At 73.3% G+C, this 15,576-nt stretch carries 16 protein-coding genes; 8 read left to right on the top strand and 8 right to left on the bottom strand.

The window, feature by feature from the left end; all coding sequences use genetic code 11:
- Positions 1-118: 118 nt before the first annotated feature.
- A complete protein-coding gene (locus ACF1DX_RS15625) occupies positions 119-766 on the bottom strand; it encodes a MerR family transcriptional regulator (protein ID WP_391791714.1) in 648 nt (215 codons plus the stop codon).
- Positions 767-852: 86 nt separating this feature from the next.
- On the opposite strand from ACF1DX_RS15625, the gene ACF1DX_RS15620 reads away from it, so the two are divergent.
- Positions 853-1,287 (top strand): DUF3291 domain-containing protein, encoded by a 435-nt coding sequence (locus tag ACF1DX_RS15620; protein WP_391791713.1) that lies wholly within the window; start codon positions 853-855, stop codon positions 1,285-1,287.
- Positions 1,288-1,512: 225 nt separating this feature from the next.
- Here the strand turns inward: ACF1DX_RS15620 and ACF1DX_RS15615 are convergent, their stop codons facing one another.
- Complete coding sequence (locus tag ACF1DX_RS15615) at positions 1,513-2,214, bottom strand: FadR/GntR family transcriptional regulator (protein ID WP_391791712.1); 702 nt, start codon at positions 2,212-2,214, stop codon at positions 1,513-1,515.
- Positions 2,215-2,367: 153 nt separating this feature from the next.
- Here ACF1DX_RS15615 and ACF1DX_RS15610 point away from each other — a divergent pair, with 153 nt between their 5' ends.
- From ACF1DX_RS15610 to ACF1DX_RS15595, 4 genes are read left to right on the top strand one after another with little or no spacing between them, the layout of a single operon-like run.
- A complete protein-coding gene (locus ACF1DX_RS15610; protein ID WP_391791711.1) occupies positions 2,368-3,741 on the top strand; it encodes an enolase C-terminal domain-like protein in 1,374 nt (457 codons plus the stop codon).
- On the top strand, positions 3,738-4,493 hold the full coding sequence (locus tag ACF1DX_RS15605) for an SDR family NAD(P)-dependent oxidoreductase (protein WP_391791710.1): 756 nt from the start codon (positions 3,738-3,740) through the stop codon (positions 4,491-4,493). The genes ACF1DX_RS15610 and ACF1DX_RS15605 overlap by 4 nt, the downstream gene beginning before the upstream one ends.
- On the top strand, positions 4,490-5,470 hold the full coding sequence (locus ACF1DX_RS15600; RefSeq protein WP_391791709.1) for an aldo/keto reductase: 981 nt from the start codon (positions 4,490-4,492) through the stop codon (positions 5,468-5,470). Before ACF1DX_RS15605 ends, ACF1DX_RS15600 begins: the two co-directional genes overlap by 4 nt.
- Positions 5,467-6,309, top strand: a complete 843-nt coding sequence (locus tag ACF1DX_RS15595; protein WP_391791708.1) for an amidohydrolase family protein — start codon at positions 5,467-5,469, stop codon at positions 6,307-6,309. The genes ACF1DX_RS15600 and ACF1DX_RS15595 overlap by 4 nt, the downstream gene beginning before the upstream one ends.
- Here the strand turns inward: ACF1DX_RS15595 and ACF1DX_RS15590 are convergent.
- On the bottom strand, positions 6,297-7,718 hold the full coding sequence (locus tag ACF1DX_RS15590; RefSeq protein ID WP_391791707.1) for a lipase maturation factor family protein: 1,422 nt from the start codon (positions 7,716-7,718) through the stop codon (positions 6,297-6,299). The genes ACF1DX_RS15595 and ACF1DX_RS15590 overlap by 13 nt on opposite strands.
- A 135-nt stretch (positions 7,719-7,853) precedes the next feature.
- Here ACF1DX_RS15590 and ACF1DX_RS15585 point away from each other — a divergent pair, with 135 nt between their 5' ends.
- Positions 7,854-9,950, top strand: a complete 2,097-nt coding sequence (locus tag ACF1DX_RS15585; RefSeq protein ID WP_391791706.1) for a SpoIIE family protein phosphatase — start codon at positions 7,854-7,856, stop codon at positions 9,948-9,950.
- A 320-nt stretch (positions 9,951-10,270) separates the two neighbouring features.
- Here the strand turns inward: ACF1DX_RS15585 and ACF1DX_RS15580 are convergent, their stop codons facing one another.
- The 3 genes from ACF1DX_RS15580 to ACF1DX_RS15570 form a co-directional block, all read right to left on the bottom strand.
- Positions 10,271-10,924: a zf-HC2 domain-containing protein gene (locus tag ACF1DX_RS15580; protein ID WP_391791705.1), complete on the bottom strand. Its 654-nt coding sequence runs from the start codon at positions 10,922-10,924 to the stop codon at positions 10,271-10,273.
- A 151-nt stretch (positions 10,925-11,075) separates the two neighbouring features.
- Positions 11,076-11,597: a hypothetical protein gene (locus tag ACF1DX_RS15575; protein WP_391791704.1), complete on the bottom strand. Its 522-nt coding sequence runs from the start codon at positions 11,595-11,597 to the stop codon at positions 11,076-11,078.
- Positions 11,598-11,733: 136 nt separating this feature from the next.
- Positions 11,734-12,279: a sigma-70 family RNA polymerase sigma factor gene (locus ACF1DX_RS15570; protein ID WP_391791703.1), complete on the bottom strand. Its 546-nt coding sequence runs from the start codon at positions 12,277-12,279 to the stop codon at positions 11,734-11,736.
- A 211-nt stretch (positions 12,280-12,490) separates the two neighbouring features.
- On the opposite strand from ACF1DX_RS15570, the gene ACF1DX_RS15565 reads away from it, so the two are divergent.
- On the top strand, positions 12,491-13,627 hold the full coding sequence (locus ACF1DX_RS15565; RefSeq protein ID WP_391791702.1) for a CapA family protein: 1,137 nt from the start codon (positions 12,491-12,493) through the stop codon (positions 13,625-13,627).
- A 6-nt stretch (positions 13,628-13,633) separates the two neighbouring features.
- Here the strand turns inward: ACF1DX_RS15565 and ACF1DX_RS15560 are convergent, their stop codons facing one another.
- Positions 13,634-14,107: a MarR family winged helix-turn-helix transcriptional regulator gene (locus ACF1DX_RS15560; protein ID WP_391791701.1), complete on the bottom strand. Its 474-nt coding sequence runs from the start codon at positions 14,105-14,107 to the stop codon at positions 13,634-13,636.
- A 57-nt stretch (positions 14,108-14,164) separates the two neighbouring features.
- Between ACF1DX_RS15560 and ACF1DX_RS15555 the strand changes: the two genes are divergently transcribed.
- Entirely contained in the window at positions 14,165-14,989 is an 825-nt protein-coding gene (locus ACF1DX_RS15555) for an alpha/beta fold hydrolase (protein ID WP_391791700.1), read from the top strand.
- Positions 14,990-15,022: 33 nt separating this feature from the next.
- Here the strand turns inward: ACF1DX_RS15555 and ACF1DX_RS15550 are convergent, their stop codons facing one another.
- On the bottom strand, positions 15,023-15,484 hold the full coding sequence (locus ACF1DX_RS15550) for a universal stress protein (protein ID WP_391791699.1): 462 nt from the start codon (positions 15,482-15,484) through the stop codon (positions 15,023-15,025).
- Positions 15,485-15,576 lie beyond the last annotated feature (92 nt).

Below are 15,576 nucleotides of genomic sequence, written 5' to 3'. Positions count from 1 at the left end.
CCCCGCACCGGCCTCACACCGAGGCCGGGAGCGCCTCACATGAATGGCCCACGGCCGACCCGGCAGTCACCCGGCCGACCCTAGACCCTCGCGGTCGATCACCGCAATGCCGTCGTGGTCAGGCCGGGGTGTGCCCGTCCCCGCCGCGGCGTGCGGTCGACTCGTTCTCCTGGGCGAGCCGGCGCAGGGCCATCAGCGCCGGTTCCAGGAGGAAGGTCAGCAGTACCGCCCGCTCGGCCTTCTCCAGCGGGTCCGTGACCGCCTCCAGGTGGTCGAGGTCGTACCGGGCCGTCCGTTCCGCGAGTTCGGCATAGGGGAGGAGCGCCTCCCAGCCGTACTCGACGTCCAGTGAGCGCAGGGTCCGCAGCGTCTCGTCGATGATCCGCCGGGCCGGGTTCCGGGCGGAGACCGACCAGCCCATCGCGTCGACCAGGGCGGCGGCCTCGGGGTTCGCCCCGGTGAGGTCCTCGCCCTCGGCCGGTGTGCCGCCGTCGGGCGGCCGGATGCCGAAGGCGATGCCGAGCAGCTCGTGCGTGTCGCCCCGGTGTTCGGTCATGGCGTCCAGGACCTGCTTGGCCGAGGCGACGGACAGGCCCCGTACCCCCGTCAGCGCGCGGATCAGACGGAGTCTTCTGAGGTGGGTCCCGTCGTACTCGGCCTGGGTCGCCGCGGTCGCCCGGCCGGGCGGCAGCAGCCCCTCGCGCAGGTAGTACTTGATCGTCGCGTTGGACACCCCGCTGCGGCGGCTGAGTTCCGAGATTCTCACGTGCTTCCCCTTCTCCCCTTCGCATTGGGTAGTGGCACTGTCTAATATGGATAGTGTCACTACCCAACCATGGAGGCGAGGCTGCCGTGCCTACTCTTCCCTGGGTCATGCCGAACCCGGTGGGCCCCGACACCACCCGCGCCTTCGTCATGGCCTCCCGCTTCGAGGTGCGGTCGCTGAAGGACGTCCCGCGCTTCTTCCGGAAGTCCCTCTCCGCCTGGGGCCAGGTCCGCAAGGCACCCGGCGCCCTCGGCGCCTCCCTGGAGGCCCGGCCGTTCGGCAAGGTCTTCTACACGCTGTCCGCGTGGGAGAGCCGGGACGCGCTCTACACCTACGCCCGGACCGAACCGCACAAGAGCGTCATGACCGGCGTGCGCGAGACGATGCGCGACGCGACGTTCACCTTCTGGGAGGTGCCCGTCGACGGGCTGCCGGTCGACTGGGACGACGCCAAGCGCCGCCTGGAGGCCCAGGCACGGACACAGGCCGGTGCCCCGGACGGGCACGGCGCCGCCCACTGAACGGCGGCCCGGTGCGAACGGGCGCGCCGGGGGATCCGTACCCCTGGTGACCGCCCGTCCTCACCTTCGTCCACCTCCAGGAGCCGGACCGGGGTGCGGCGGCCGTCGACGACCCGGCGTACGGCCACGAGGTGAGCCGTACGGTCCGCACCGACGGCGACGGCGGTACGGCCACCGCGGTCCGTGCCGGCTGATGACGCCGCGGCTGGAGCGGGCCTGACCGGCTCAGTCCTCCAGCCGGGCGCGCAGCCACTCCTCCACCGCGCCCACGTGCGCGGCCGCCGCCGCCCGCGCCGCCTCCGGGTCGCGGGCGGCCAGGGCGCGGTGGATCGCGGCGTGCTCGCGCCGGGTGCGGGCGAAGGCGCCCTCCTCCTGGTACCCGCGCCGGACCCGGGCCCGGAAGGTGCGCGAGGACAGGCTCTCCAGGATCGCGGCCGTCGTCCCGTTGCCGGCGGCCGCCGCGATCTCGCGGTGGAAGGCCAGATCGTGGGCGAGGATCTCCTCCGGATCGTCGGTGGCGTTCATCGCCGCCAGGTGCTTGCCGACCTCGGCCAGCCGGTCCGGGGTGATCCGGGCGGCGGCCAGGGCGGTCGCGTGCGACTCCAGGACGCGGCGCACCTCCAGCAGTTCGACCAGCTGCCGCCCCCGGGACAGGTCCGCCACCACCCCGAACGTCTCCAGCAGGTCCCCGGCCTCCAGCCGGGTGACGTAGATGCCCGAGCCGTGCCGGGCCTCGACCACTCCGAGCACCGTGAGCGCGCGGATCGCCTCCCGCATCGAACTGCGGGAGATGCCCAGCCGGACGGCGAGCTCCCGCTCGGTGGGCAGCCGCTCACCGGGCTCCAGTTCACCCTCGCGGATCATCGCCGTGATCCGCTCGATGGCGCGCTGCGTCACCGTGCCCTTCTGCGGGGCCGTCTCCTCCACGCACTCCTCCACTCACCGGATGCGCCGCAGTCTAACGACGGAAGTGGTCGGACCAAATCCGGCCGGATGACGGGTCCGGCGCGTCCAGAGGTGTTCTCTTCGGTAAGTGGTCTGATAAATATCAGATTTCCGTCTCCCATCGAAAGGCCCTCCGTGCCCCCGCGACCCGCCCGCATCACCGCCGTCGACACCTACGACGTCCGGTTCCCCACCTCGCGCGAACTCGACGGCTCCGACGCGATGAACCCCGACCCCGACTACTCGGCGGCCTACGTCGTGCTGCGCACCGACGCCGCCGACGGACACGAGGGGCACGGGTTCGCCTTCACCATCGGGCGGGGCAACGACGTCCAGGTCGCCGCGATCCGGGCGCTCCGCGACCATGTGGTCGGACGGCCCGCCGACGAACTCTGCGCCGACCCCTCCCTCCTGAACCGCGACCTGACCGGCGACAGCCAGCTGCGCTGGCTCGGACCCGAGAAGGGCGTGATGCACATGGCGGTCGGGGCCGTCGTCAACGCCCTGTGGGACCTGGCCGCCAAACGCGCGGGCAAGCCGCTGTGGCGGCTGCTCGCCGAGGCCGACCCCGCCTGGCTGGTCCGCCAGATCGACTTCCGCCACCTCACCGACGCCCTCACCCCCGAAGAGGCCCTCACCCTCCTGCGCCGCGGCCGGGAAGGCGCCGAGGAACGCACCGCCCTGCTGCTGGAACGCGGCTACCCCGCCTACACCACCTCGCCCGGCTGGCTCGGCTACGACGACGGGAAACTCACCCGGCTCGCCACCCGGGCGGTCGCCGACGGCTTCCGCCAGATCAAGCTCAAGGTAGGCGCCGACCTCGACGACGACCTGAGGCGCTGCCGGGCCGCCCGCGCGGCCGTCGGACCGGACGTGCGCATCGCGATCGACGCCAACCAGCGCTGGGACGTGGACGAGGCGATCCGCTGGACCAAGGCCCTCGCGGCGTTCGACCCGTACTGGATCGAGGAACCCACCAGCCCCGACGACATCCTCGGCCACGCGGCGATCCGCCGCGCCGTCGCCCCGGTGAAGGTGGCCACCGGCGAACACGCGCAGAACAGGATCGTCTTCAAGCAGCTTCTCCAGGCCGGCGCCGTCGACATCGTCCAGATCGACGCGGCCCGCGTCGGCGGGGTCCCCGAGAACCTGGCGATCCTGCTGCTCGCCGCCAAGTACGGCGTCCCCGTGTGCCCGCACGCCGGCGGGGTCGGCCTGTGCGAACTCGTCCAGCACCTCTCGATGTTCGACTACGTGGCCCTCACCGGCACCACCGAGGACCGGGTCATCGAGTACGTCGACCATCTGCACGACCACTTCCTCGACCCGGTGGTGATCCGCGACGGCCACTACACGGCACCCCTCGCGCCGGGCTTCTCCGCCGCCGTGCGGCCGGAGTCCCTGGCGCGCTACACCTATCCCGACGGCGGCTTCTGGGCCGCCGACCCGGACACGCGGAAGAACAAGGACAAGAACGACAAGAACAAGGACAAGGAGCAGGCCGCATGAGCGACTTCGAGGGACTGACGGCCCTGGTGACCGGCGGCGCCTCCGGCATCGGCCGGGCCACGGCGGAACTCCTCGCCGAGCGCGGCGCCCGGGTGGCCGTCCTCGACCTCGACCCGTCGACGGTCGCCGAGCCCCTCACCGGACACCGTGCCGACGTCACCGACGACGCCTCGGTGCGCGCGGCGGTGGCCGCCGCCGTCGACGGCCTGGGCGGCCTCGACGTACTGGTCAACAACGCCGGCATCGGCGCCCGGGGCACCGTGGAGACCAACTCCGACGAGGAATGGCACCGCGTCTTCGACGTCAACGTCCTGGGCATGGTCCGTACCGCCCGCGCCTGCCTGCCGCATCTGCGCGCCTCCGCGCACGCGGCGATCGTCAACACCTGTTCCATCGCCGCCACCGCCGGGCTGCCGCAGCGGGCCCTGTACAGCGCCACCAAGGGTGCCGTGTACTCCCTCACCCTCGCCATGGCCGCCGACCACGTCCGCGAGGGCATCCGCGTCAACTGCGTCAACCCGGGCACCGTCGACACCCCCTGGATCGGCCGGCTGCTGGACGCGGCCGACGACCCGGCCGCCGAACGCGCCGCCCTGGAGGCCCGCCAGCCCACCGGCCGCCTGGTCCCGGCCGCCGAGGTCGCCGGTGCCGTCGCCTATCTGGCGAGCCCGCTGTCCGGCGCCACCACCGGCACGGCCCTCGCGGTCGACGGCGGCATGCAGGGGCTGCGGCTGCGCCCGGAGAGCCGGTGAACCCCCGCCGGCTCGGCCGCAGCCGTGTCGAGGTCACCGCCCTGGCCTTCGGCACCTCCGGCATCGGCAACCTGTACACCGAGGTCGGCGAGGAGGCGGCGTACGAGACGGTGCGGGCCGCCTGGCAGCGCGGCATCCGTTATTTCGACACCGCCCCGCACTACGGCCTCGGCCTGGCCGAACGCCGCCTCGGCGCGGCCCTGCGGGAGCACCCGCGCGACGCGTACACGGTGTCCACGAAGGTGGGCCGCCGCCTCGAACCCGTCGCGCACACCCGCGGCGACGACCTCACCCACGGCTTCGCCGTCCCCGCCACCCACCGCCGCGTCTGGGACTTCAGCGCCGACGGCGTACGCCGCACCCTGGAGGCGAGCCTGGAACGCCTCGGCCTGGACCGTGTCGACGTCGTCTACCTCCACGACCCCGACGACCACGCCGAACAGGCCTTCCGCGAAGGCTACCCGGCCCTGGAGCAGCTCCGCTCGGAGGGTGTCGTCGGGGCGATCGGCGCCGGCATGAACCAGACCGCGATGCTCACCCGCTTCGTCCGCGACACCGACGTCGACGTCGTCCTGTGCGCCGGCCGTCACACCCTGCTCGACCAGAGCGCCCTGGCCGACCTGCTGCCCGTCGCCCGGGAGCGCGGCAGATCGGTCGTCATCGGCGGTGCCTTCAACTCCGGTCTCCTCGCGGTCCCGAGGCCGGGCGCGACGTACGACTACACCCGCGCACCCGCCGAGTTGCTGGACCGCGCCCTGCGGCTGAAGGAGGCCGCCGAGCGGCACGGCACCACCCTGCGCGCCGCCGCACTGGCCTTCTGCGCCGCCCATCCGGCGGTCGCGAGCGTACTGGTCGGCGCCCGCTCGGCCACCGAAGTCCACGACTGCGCCGACCAGTTCGCCACCCCGGTCCCCGCCTCCCTCTGGCGGGAACTGCGCGACACCGGTCTGCTGCCGCCCGAAGGAGAGCCGGCGTGACCGTCGTCGACGCGCACCACCACGTCTGGGACCTCACCGTCCGCGACCAGGACTGGATCACCGGCCCCGAACTCCGCCCGCTGCGGCGGAACTTCACTCCGGACGACCTCGCGCCCGAGGCGAGGGCGGCCGGAGTCGGCCGTACCGTCCTGGTGCAGACCGTCACGGTCCCCGAGGAGACCCCCGAGCTGCTGGCGCTCGCCGAGACCCACGCATGGGTCGCCGGGGTCGTCGGCTGGACCGACCTCACCCGCCCCGACGTCGCCGACGAGTTGGCCAGGCTGCGGGAACTGCCCGGCGGACGGTATCTGAAGGGCGTCCGCCACCAGGTCCAGGGCGAACCCGACCCCGAGTGGCTGCTGCGCCCGGACGTACGGCGCGGACTCGCCGCCGTCGCCGACGCGGGCCTGGTCTACGACCTGGTCGTCCTGCCGCACCAGCTGCCGGCCTGCGCGGCGGCGGCCGGGTCGCTGCCCCGGCTCACCTTCGTCCTGGACCACCTGGGCAAGCCGCCCGTCGCCTCGGGCGCACTCGAACCCTGGGCGTCCGGTGTCCGCGCCCTGGCCGCACTGCCCAACACGGTGTGCAAGCTCTCCGGCCTGGTCACCGAGGCCGACCGGACCTCCTGGACCGTCGACGACCTGCGTCCGTACGCCGACGCCGTGCTGGACGCCTTCGGCCCCGGCCGGCTGATGTTCGGCTCGGACTGGCCGGTGTGCACCCTCGCGGCGGCGTACGGCGACGTCCTCGCCATCGCGCGGGAGCTGACCGGGGGCCTCGACGCCACCGGACGCCGTCAGCTCTTCGAGACCACCGCCACCCGCGTCTACGGCCTCTGAGCCGGCCCCGTCAGCCGGGTCGGCGGCAGGAACTCCCGCACATACGTCCGCTCCCAGCACGCGCCCGTCTCCCGCAGCTCCCGCCACGTCGTGTAGCGGTAGCGGAAGAGACGGGCGCGGATGTGCCGGGGCGGAGCGTCCGGAGGGAACGGGGAGCGGCGCAGCAGCCTCAGCGTGTCCCGGTCGCCCTCCAGCAGCCGCTCCACCAGCGCGCCGAACCACGGACTCGCGTACGCGGGCGACAACGCGGCGAACCACATCAGCCAGTCGAGCCGCAGATGGTACGGCGCGAACTGCCGCGGCCAGCGCCGCGGATCGCCCGGCTTGCCCTTGAACTCGTACTCCCGCCAGCCGGAGTCCTTCCGGGGCACCTCGTCCGCCGTCCCCTCCACGACCACCTCGTACCGGATCCGGCTGACGCTGCCGAACGCCCCGTAGGTGTTGACCAGGTGCAGCGGGTCGAAGGAGCGGTTCATCACCTGGCGGCGGGAGAGCATGTTGCGGACCGGCCGGTAGGAGAGGCCGAGCAGCAGCGCGGACACCGCGAGGACGACCACCACGTACCACAGCGGCGCGCCGGACACCGCCGGCGGATCGGAGGGGAACGCGACCGCCGGCAGGGCCAGCACGATCGTGATCCAGTTCAGCCACGCGAAGTTGCCGGACAGCACCAGCCAGAGCTGGGTGACGATCATCAGCGAGGCGGCCACCGAGGCCACCGGCTGCGGGGCGAACAGCAGGAACGGCACGACGAGCTGGGTGACGTGGTTCGCGGCCACCTCGGCGCGGTGCAGCGGCTTCGGCAGGTGGTGGAAGAACCAGCTCAGCGGCCCCGGCATCGGCTGGGTCTCGTGGTGGTGGTCCAGACAGGTCAGCTTCCGCCAGCACTCGTCGCCGCGCATCTTGATCAGGCCCGCGCCGAACTCCACCCGGAACAGGACCCACCGCAGCAGGAACAGCACCACGACCGGCGGCGCCACCTCGTCGTTGCCGAGGAACACGGCCAGGAACCCGACCTCGAGGAGCAGCGACTCCCAGCCGAACGCGTACCAGGTCTGCCCCACGTTGACGACCGACAGGTACAGCACCCACGGCACCAGCCACAGCAGCATCCCGCCCCACAGCGGGAGCAGCGAGTCCAGCCCCGCCAGCAGCGCCGCCGACACCGCGCAGCCCGTCCAGGCGCACCCCGCGAAGAACCGGTCCGAGTAGTGCCAGTGGAACAGGCTCGGCGACCTCCGCGGCGGCACCCGCTCCACGAAACGCGGCACCGGCAGCATGCCCCGCTCCCCGATCAGCGCACGGAACTGCAGCGCCGCCGTCAGGAACGCGACCAGGTACAGCCCGGCCAGCGCCCGCTGGAAGACCAGCCGGCCCGTCCAGTACTCGGACGCGGTGAACCACTCCACGGCCGCACGCTCCCTCCTGCCTCGTCCCGCCGACACCTCTGTGACTCTCCGTATACCACCGGGCGGGCCGCGCAACCTGCGGGCGGACGGCGCCCAGCGGTCGAGGATTCGCGTGAATCCTGGCAAGGTGGGCCCATGGCTGATCGGGGAGCGAGCCCCCTGTCTCTCCCGGACGACTGGCCGGACCACCCGGATCCGATCCTGGCGCTCAACCGCATGGGCGGTTTCGACTGGGACCTGGACGCCGGGGTGATGCAGATGGACGCCCAGGCGCACGAGATCTTCGACCTGCGCCCCGACGAGTACGACGATCACCCCGAGACCCTGGGCAGCCGGGTCCCGCCCGGCGAGGCCCGGCGCCTGGACACCGTCGTGTCGCAGGCGCTGAAGGCCGGCAGCGAGAACTACGGCGCCTACTTCCGCGTCCGCTGCCGCGACGGCTCCCTGCGCTGGACCCACACCCAGGGCTACATCCGCCGGGACGAGTCCGGCCGGCCCCGCCGCATCATCGGCATCGTCCGGGACGCCACCCAGGAGCTCCGCGACACCGAGGCCCGGCGCGATCAGGCGCTCCAGGAGGACAACCGCCGCCGGCAGACCAACGTCGTCCAGCTCACCACCGCCGCCCTCGCCCACGCCCGCACCGTGCAGGACGTCATCGACGTCCTCAAGGACACCCACGGCCTCACCCATCTGGGTGCGACCAGCCTCGTGATGGGTCTGGTCGAGGCGGGCAGGATCCGGCTCATCGCGGAGGGCCCCGCGGGCAGCTTCGTACCGGGCACCGACGTCACCGGGATCGACGAGCCGTACCCGATGAGCGAGGCGGTGCGCACCCTCAGCCCGCGCTTCATCGAGTCGCCGGAGGAGTTCGCCGAGCGCTACCCGGGGCTGTGGCAGGGCATCACCGGGCTCGACATCACCTCGGCGGCCTATCTGCCGCTGATCGTCCAGGCCTGTCCCATCGGCGCGATGGGGCTGCTCTACAGCGACCGGCGCGGCTTCACCGCCGAGGAGCGCAACATCCTCGTCGCCCTGGGCAGCAGCATCTCCCAGAGCCTGCAGCGCGCGATGTTCTACGAGCAGGAGACGGACCTCGCCCAGGGGCTGCAGCAGGCCATGCTGCCGCGCACCATCCCCAGCGTGCCCGGCGCCGACCTCGCCGTGCGCTACCGCGCCGCCACCATCGGCGGCTCCTTCGGCCGGGACATCGGGGGCGACTGGTACGACCTGATCCCGCTGCCGGGAGGCCGGGTGGGCGCCGTCATCGGCGACGTCCAGGGCCACGACACGCACGCCGCCGCCGTCATGGGCCAGTTGCGCATCGTGCTGCGCGCCTACGCGGCCGAGGGCCACCCGCCGGCCACCGTGATGGCCCGCGCCTCCGTCTTCCTGGACGAACTCGACACCGACCGCTCCGCGACCTGCCTCTACGCCGAGGCCGACCTGTCCACCGGTGTGCTCCAGGTGGTCCGGGCCGGCCACCTCGACCCGCTGGTGCGCCGCACCGACGGCTCCTGCCGGCGCGTCCCCGTCCCCGGCGGGCTGCCGCTCGGCCTGTCCGCGGAGTTCGGGCGGCTCGACTACCCGGTCGGCACGATGGAGCTCGATACCGGCGACACCCTGCTGCTGTGCACCGACGGCCTGGTCGAGCGGCCCGGCGCCGACCTCGACGACGGCATGGAGAGCCTCTCGGCGCTGGTCGCCGCGGGCCCCGACGACGTACACGGCCTCGCCGACCGGCTCATCGACGCGGCCGGGGAACGCGGCGGCGGCGACGACGTGGCGCTGCTCCTGCTGCGCCGCCGCGCCCCGGACGGCGCGCGGCCCGGCGGCCGGCTCAAGCAGTTGGTGACGCCCGGCGACCCGGAGGCGCTCGCCGAGACCCGGCGCATGATCCGCACGGCGGTGGGCGCCTGGGGCGCGGGGGAGCGGGCCGACGAGATCGAGCTGGTCGCCGACGAGATGATCACCAACGTGCTGATGCACACCGAGGGCTCCGCGGTCGTCACCCTGCGGGCCCTCACCGGCAGCGAGCGGCGCGTGCGGGTGGAGGTCGAGGACTCCTCCAGCGCCCTGCCGCGCCGCCGGGAGGCGGGCGAGTCGGGCGTCTCCGGGCGGGGTCTGCTCCTGATCGAGACGCTCACGGACGTCTGGGGAGTGGAGGCACGCGGCGGCGGCAAGTGCGTGTGGAGCGAGTTCGTGGTGGCGGAGGACCCCGACCCGGCCTGAGCACGCGGTCACCGCGCCGTCGGCGCGGTGCCGGGGCCTTTTGCGGGCCCGGCGGGGGAGCACCGCCCGCACGGGCGGGCCCCGCGGCCGTCGTGCGGCGGGGCCGCGGGGAGTGCGTGCCGTGCCGGGAGCCGGCCGGGCCCGGGGCGGTGCCGGCAGCGTGGGACGGTGCCGTGCCGGGTCGCCCCGTCGCGCCCGCCGCGGTGCCCGAGCCGCCTGACCGCCGGTGCCCCGGACGGCACTCCTGGCGTATGCCGGAACCACTCTCCCGCGAAGGCGCACGCCGGCGGCTCAAGGGCGCCGCGCTGCCCGCGCGGGCCTCAGCGGAGCTTCAGCGTCACCAGGTTGTCGCCCTCCCGCGTACGCACCTCGTAGCGGGCGATGTCCTCGGAATGCATGGCGGAGCCGCCGAGCACCGTGTGGGGGCGGGCGTCGAGACGGGGCACGCTCCAGCCGGCCGCCGTCTCCTCGGAGCCGTCCCGGCCGATCACCACCAGACGGCAGGTGCGGGGGCCCGCGCCGTCCTTGACCTCGATCTCCACGGTGCTGCCCCAGGCCTGGTCCTCAGTGGTCACCTGCGCCCACACCCCGGACCGCTCGTCGGTCGCCGCGACGCTCACGGCGCCCCCGCCGTCGTCCCGCGCCAGCACCGTGACCACCGGCGCGGACACCGCGACCACCACCGAGGCGGCCAGCGCCAGCAGCAGCCGGCGGCGCCCCGCCCGTTTGCGGGCCGCCACCTGGGACAGCAGCCGGTCCAGCATCCTCGGGCCGGGCTTGGCCAGCGGGTGCACCAGCCGTGGAGTGGAACTCCGGTACAGCATCAACTGGCGCGCCGCGGGACCGAATTCGGTCACCTGGACAGCGCACTGGGGGCACTCCATGAGGTGGTCCTCGAAACGGAACGCGTCCGCCTCGTCCAGCACGCCGAGCGCGTAGGCGCCGACGTCGCGATGCCTCTCCAGGGACCTCATGCCGAATCCTCGTGCCGTTGGGTGCGGGTGGGGTTACTCCTTGCTCCCACCGGTACGCACCAGGCAGCCGAATCACTCAAGCGGCGTGCCGAATCGTAACCAAGGGATTCGGAGCGGACCGGCCCCCGGATTGGTCGGATCGGCGAGGAATCTAGAAAAGATGGATGGCGAGGTGACCGAGCGGCAGCCCGAGCTGCCACGCCGGTGTCCACACCTTGGGTCCCTCGTCCTCACCGGTCACCGCGCCGCCGCCCGGCACCGCGTTCAGATCGGGCGCGAGCAGCTCCGTCTCCCGCAGCCAGCGCCAGGCCTCCCGGGCCAGCTCCAGGTCCGGATCCGGCGCGTCCCGGCCGGCCGCGGCGGTGTCCGCGGTCAGCTCCCGCAGGCGCCCCTGCACCCACTCCTGCCACGGCTGGTCGTACGCGGTCAGCGACAGCCAGGTCTCCAGCTGGGTGACCACCCGGATGCCGGACAGCTCGCCGTCGGTGTCGGACAGGAACACGGTCAGCGCCAGCGCGTCCCGGCCCGCGCGGAACTCGAAGGACGTCGGGGGCATCAGATCGCCGCTGCGCAGCAGTTCGTCGGCGATGTACTCGGCGTACAGCCAGGCCATGGGGACGGTCAGTTCACCGTCGCCGGTGCCGTCCGTGTTCTCTCGACCTCTGTGCAGCATCCCTTCCTGCCTTCCTCCGGTGCGTGCGCGTCGCCCGAACCCGGGCCCCCGGTCCGGAACACGGATGAGGACAGCCGATTACTCAACCGGGGTGGTCGGCAAGGCGCTTTGCGAAGGCTTGACTCTGCCTTCGGTTTCATCGCATGTCGGAGGCGTATCCGGGGAGCACCCGGCGCAGGGCGCGCAGGGCGTAGTACGCGCGGGACTTCACGGTACCGGGCGGAATCCCGAGGGCCGTCGCCGCTTCCGCCACACTCGCCCCCTGGAAGTACACGAGCACCAGGACGTCACGGTGCTCCGGAGTGAGTGTCTTCACAGCCTCGCGGACGTCGAGCGCGGCCGCGGCCCGCTCGGCGTGGTCGGAGATCACCCGGGCGTTCTCCAGCACGGCGTCCCCGACCTCGGCCGGCCGGGCCTGCCGGGCCCGTCGCGCGTCGATGGCGAGCCGCCGTCCCACGGTGAGCAGCCAGGGCCGTACGGAGTCGAAGTGCTCGGCGCGCAGGGCCTCGGGGTGCTGCCAGGCGCGCACCAGGGTCTCCTGGACCAGATCCTCCGCGCGCTGCCGGTCCCCGTCGCAGAGCCGGAGCAGCAGCGCGAAGAGGGGCCGGCCGTGCTCGCGCTGCAGTGCGGCGAGCTCGTGCTCGGCGGTCGTCCCGTTCATGAGTGTGGTTCCGGCCGTCATGGCCGTATGGCAGCGCACGGCGCGACGCGGGGACAGGGCGCGCGCAGGGGCGTGCGGCGGACGGTCGATCGCGTCGACGAACGGTTCGACGAACGGTCGGGGCGGCCGTTAGCGCACGCCGGACGGCCTAAAAGGCGTGTCGGAACGGCGACGGGCGGGATGCGGCTTCTTACCTGTTTATCCACAAATGCGACTAGAGCGGGGTGGAGTGATGATCACACGTAGTCGGCAGGTGGCCCTGGTCCTGACCGTCGTCCTCGCCGCGGGCGCCGCCTGCCAGGCCCGTGACCACCGGCCGCCGGAACCGGGGCGTCCGGCCCCTTCCGCCCCAGGGCCCCGTGGCTTCACCCTGGTCGCCTCGGGGGACGTGCTGCTCCACGACTCGATCATCGAACGCGCCCGCTACGACGCGGGCGGCACCGGGTACGACTTCCGGCCGATGCTCTCCGGCATCCGCTCCGTCGTCGACTCCGCCGATGTGGCGCTGTGCCCCATGGAGACCGTGTACGGCGCAGGCGGCGACTACACCGGCCACCCCCTCTTCAAGTCCCCGCCCGAGGTGGCCCGCGGCCTCGCCGCCACCGGCTACGACGGCTGTTCCACCGCCTCCGACCGCTCCCTGGACGACGGTGCCGAGGGCATCCGCCGCACCCTGGGCGCCCTCGACCGGGCCGGTGTGCGCCACGCCGGCCCGGCGCGCACCGAGCGGGGGGCCCGCGCGGCGACCGTGCTGCGCGCGGGCCCGGCGCGGATCGCCCATCTCGCCTACACCCACGACACCAACGGCCTCCCGCTGCCGCCGGACGGGCCCTGGGCCGTCGGCCTCGTCGACGACGCGCGGGCGGCCCGGAGGGCCGGAGCCGATGTCGTCGTGGTCTCCCTGCACTGGGGCACCGCATGGCAGGAGGCCCCCGACGAGCGGCAGACCACCCTCGCCCGCTCGCTCACCGCCTCGGCCACCGGGGGCCGCCCCGACATCGACCTGATCCTCGGCACCCACGCCCACGTCCCGCAGGCCTACGAGAAGGTCAACGGCACCTGGGTGATCTACGGCATGGGCGACCAGATCGCCGGCGAGATGACCGACCACGAGGGCGTCCACGATCCGCGCGGCAACCAGTCCACCCTGGGCCGCTTCACCTTCGCCCCGCCGAAGCGCCCCGGCGGACGCTGGGAGGTGACCCGGGCCGAGTTCGTCCCGCAGCTCTTCGACGTGGACGCCGGCCGGGTGGTCAACCTCAACCGGGCGCTCGCCCGGGGCGCCGAGGTGCGGTCGGTGCGCGACCGGATCCGGAACGTGGTGCTGAGCCGGGGCGCCGCGCGGGACGGGCTCGTGATGGGGGAGTGAGGGCCGTCAGTCGAGGTCGACGTGGTCGAGCGCCGTCAGCAGTTCGCCCAGCACCCGCAGACAGGCCGTCACGTCGGCGTCCGTGAGACCGCCGCCGACCTCCCGCAGGAGCAGGTGCTCGCGCTCCAGGACGGCGGAGATCACCGCGGAGCCCCGCCCGGTCGGGCGGATGAGCGACGACCGGCGGTGGGCGGGGTTCGGGACGGCCTCCACCAGGCCCTGCGCCGCTGCGTCGTTCACCATGCGCTGCACGAACTGCCGGCTGATCGCCTGTGCCCTGCCCATCTGCGGCACGGTCATCGGCCCGTTGCGGTGCAGCAGGGTCAGCACGGCACGTACGCCCACGGACAGGCCGTCGGTGGCCAGCCCCTGCTCCACGCTGCGCTGGGCGCGCCGGTAGAGGGGGCCGACCAGGTCGTACACCTCGGTGAGGCGGCGGCCGAGCTCGTCCGGGGGGAGGGGGGCGTCGATGTCCTTCATCCGGCCATCATGACACCTGGGTTGCCAAAGTCGCGTCAACATGACACCTTGGTTGTCATGAATGGTGCTTCGGACCTGCGCTTCTTCCCCTCCGCCGACGGCGACCTCGCCTATCTCGACACCGGCTCCGGCGACCCGGTGGTCCTGCTGCACTCCGGCTTCGCCGACCACCGGGTCTTCGACGCCCAGATCCCGGCCCTGGCCGCCGGGCACCGGGTGATCGCACCGGACGTCCGCGGCCACGGCGCCTCGGCAAACGCCACCGCGCCGTTCCGCTGGGCCGACGACCTCGCCGCGTTGCTGCGCCACCTGGACACCGGGCCGGCCGTGCTCGTCGGTGTGTCGATGGGCGGCGCCATCGCCACCGACACGGTGCTGGAGTACCCGGAGCTGGTGCGCGCGGTGGTGGCCTGCGGCGCGGCCACCAGTGACTTCCGGTACACCGACCCCTGGGTCCGCCAGGTGCTGGCCGAACAGGCCGCGGCTCTGGGCGCGGGCGACGTGGAGGGCTGGCTCACCGCGTTCCTGCGCTACGTGCCCGGCGAGCACCGCACCGCCGCCGACATCGACCCGGACATCCTGGGCCGGCTGCGCGGGATGGCCCTGGGCACCCTCGCCAAGCACACCCCGGGCGAGGAGGACCACCACGTGCCCATGACCGACACCTGGGCCCGCGTCCCGAAGATCGACGTCCCGGTCCTCACCGTCAACGGCGCCCTCGACGCCCCCGACCTGATCGCCGAGGCGGAACGGTTCGCCCGTACCGTCCGCGACGGCCGCTCCGTGATCGTCGACGGCACCGCGCACTACCCCAACCTGGAGCGGCCCGAGGAGCTGAACGAAATCCTGCTGGACTTCCTCGGCTCCCTCCGCACCCGCTGACGGCGAACCGCACCCGGGCCCGCCCGTACGGGACTACGGCACCACCGTCACCGGCCACCGCCCGGCCTTCACCAGCCGCACCGCGACCGACCCGACGAACCGGTGGCCGGCCTGCTCGGAGGCGCCCACGACCACCGCGTCCGCCTTCAGGTCGTCGGCCGCCTTCACCAGTCCGTTGTAGGGGTCGCCGCGGAAGGTGTGGAACTCCCAGCGGACGTCGAAAGCGCCCTTGACCCGCTCCATGGCCTCCCGGACCTGCGCCACCAGGTCCTCGGCCACCTCCTCGGTCGTGCCGGCCACCGGCGCGCCGAGCGCCGCTCCCGCGGCCAGCACCGGCTGCACGTACACGAGGGCGAGCAGCGCCCCCTGGCGGCGTGCCAGGCCGGAGGCGTACGCCGCCGCGCGCAGCGAGGAGTCGGAGCCGTCCACGCCGGCCACGATCACCTTCGGGCCGTCCGTGCCCCGTTCGAACCCTTGGGACCGCTGTTCCGTCACGACGGCGAGGCTATCGGAGCCCGGTGCACGGGCCTTCACGCACCCTCCGGTGTCCGTCGCCCCGCACTGCGCCGACCGGGTGAAATCGTGCC

Source organism: Streptomyces sp. NPDC014676 (assembly GCF_043084105.1).
Lineage (GTDB): Bacteria > Actinomycetota > Actinomycetes > Streptomycetales > Streptomycetaceae > Streptomyces.
The sequence above is the reverse complement of the archived record's forward strand: the minus strand, read 5'-3'. Positions and strand labels throughout refer to the sequence as shown.

Bases quoted from the DNA above. Each gene is read 5' to 3' on its own strand.
- ACF1DX_RS15605 (WP_391791710.1), top strand. From the start codon at position 3,738: ATGAGCGACTTCGAGGGACTGACGGCCCTGGTGACCGGCGGCGCCTCC.
- ACF1DX_RS15585 (WP_391791706.1), top strand. From the start codon at position 7,854: ATGGCTGATCGGGGAGCGAGCCCCCTGTCTCTCCCGGACGACTGGCCG.
- ACF1DX_RS15580 (WP_391791705.1), bottom strand. From the start codon at position 10,924: ATGAGGTCCCTGGAGAGGCATCGCGACGTCGGCGCCTACGCGCTCGGC.
- ACF1DX_RS15575 (WP_391791704.1), bottom strand. From the start codon at position 11,597: ATGCTGCACAGAGGTCGAGAGAACACGGACGGCACCGGCGACGGTGAA.
- ACF1DX_RS15570 (WP_391791703.1), bottom strand. From the start codon at position 12,279: ATGACGGCCGGAACCACACTCATGAACGGGACGACCGCCGAGCACGAG.
- ACF1DX_RS15565 (WP_391791702.1), top strand. From the start codon at position 12,491: ATGATCACACGTAGTCGGCAGGTGGCCCTGGTCCTGACCGTCGTCCTC.
- ACF1DX_RS15560 (WP_391791701.1), bottom strand. From the start codon at position 14,107: ATGAAGGACATCGACGCCCCCCTCCCCCCGGACGAGCTCGGCCGCCGC.
- ACF1DX_RS15555 (WP_391791700.1), top strand. From the start codon at position 14,165: ATGAATGGTGCTTCGGACCTGCGCTTCTTCCCCTCCGCCGACGGCGAC.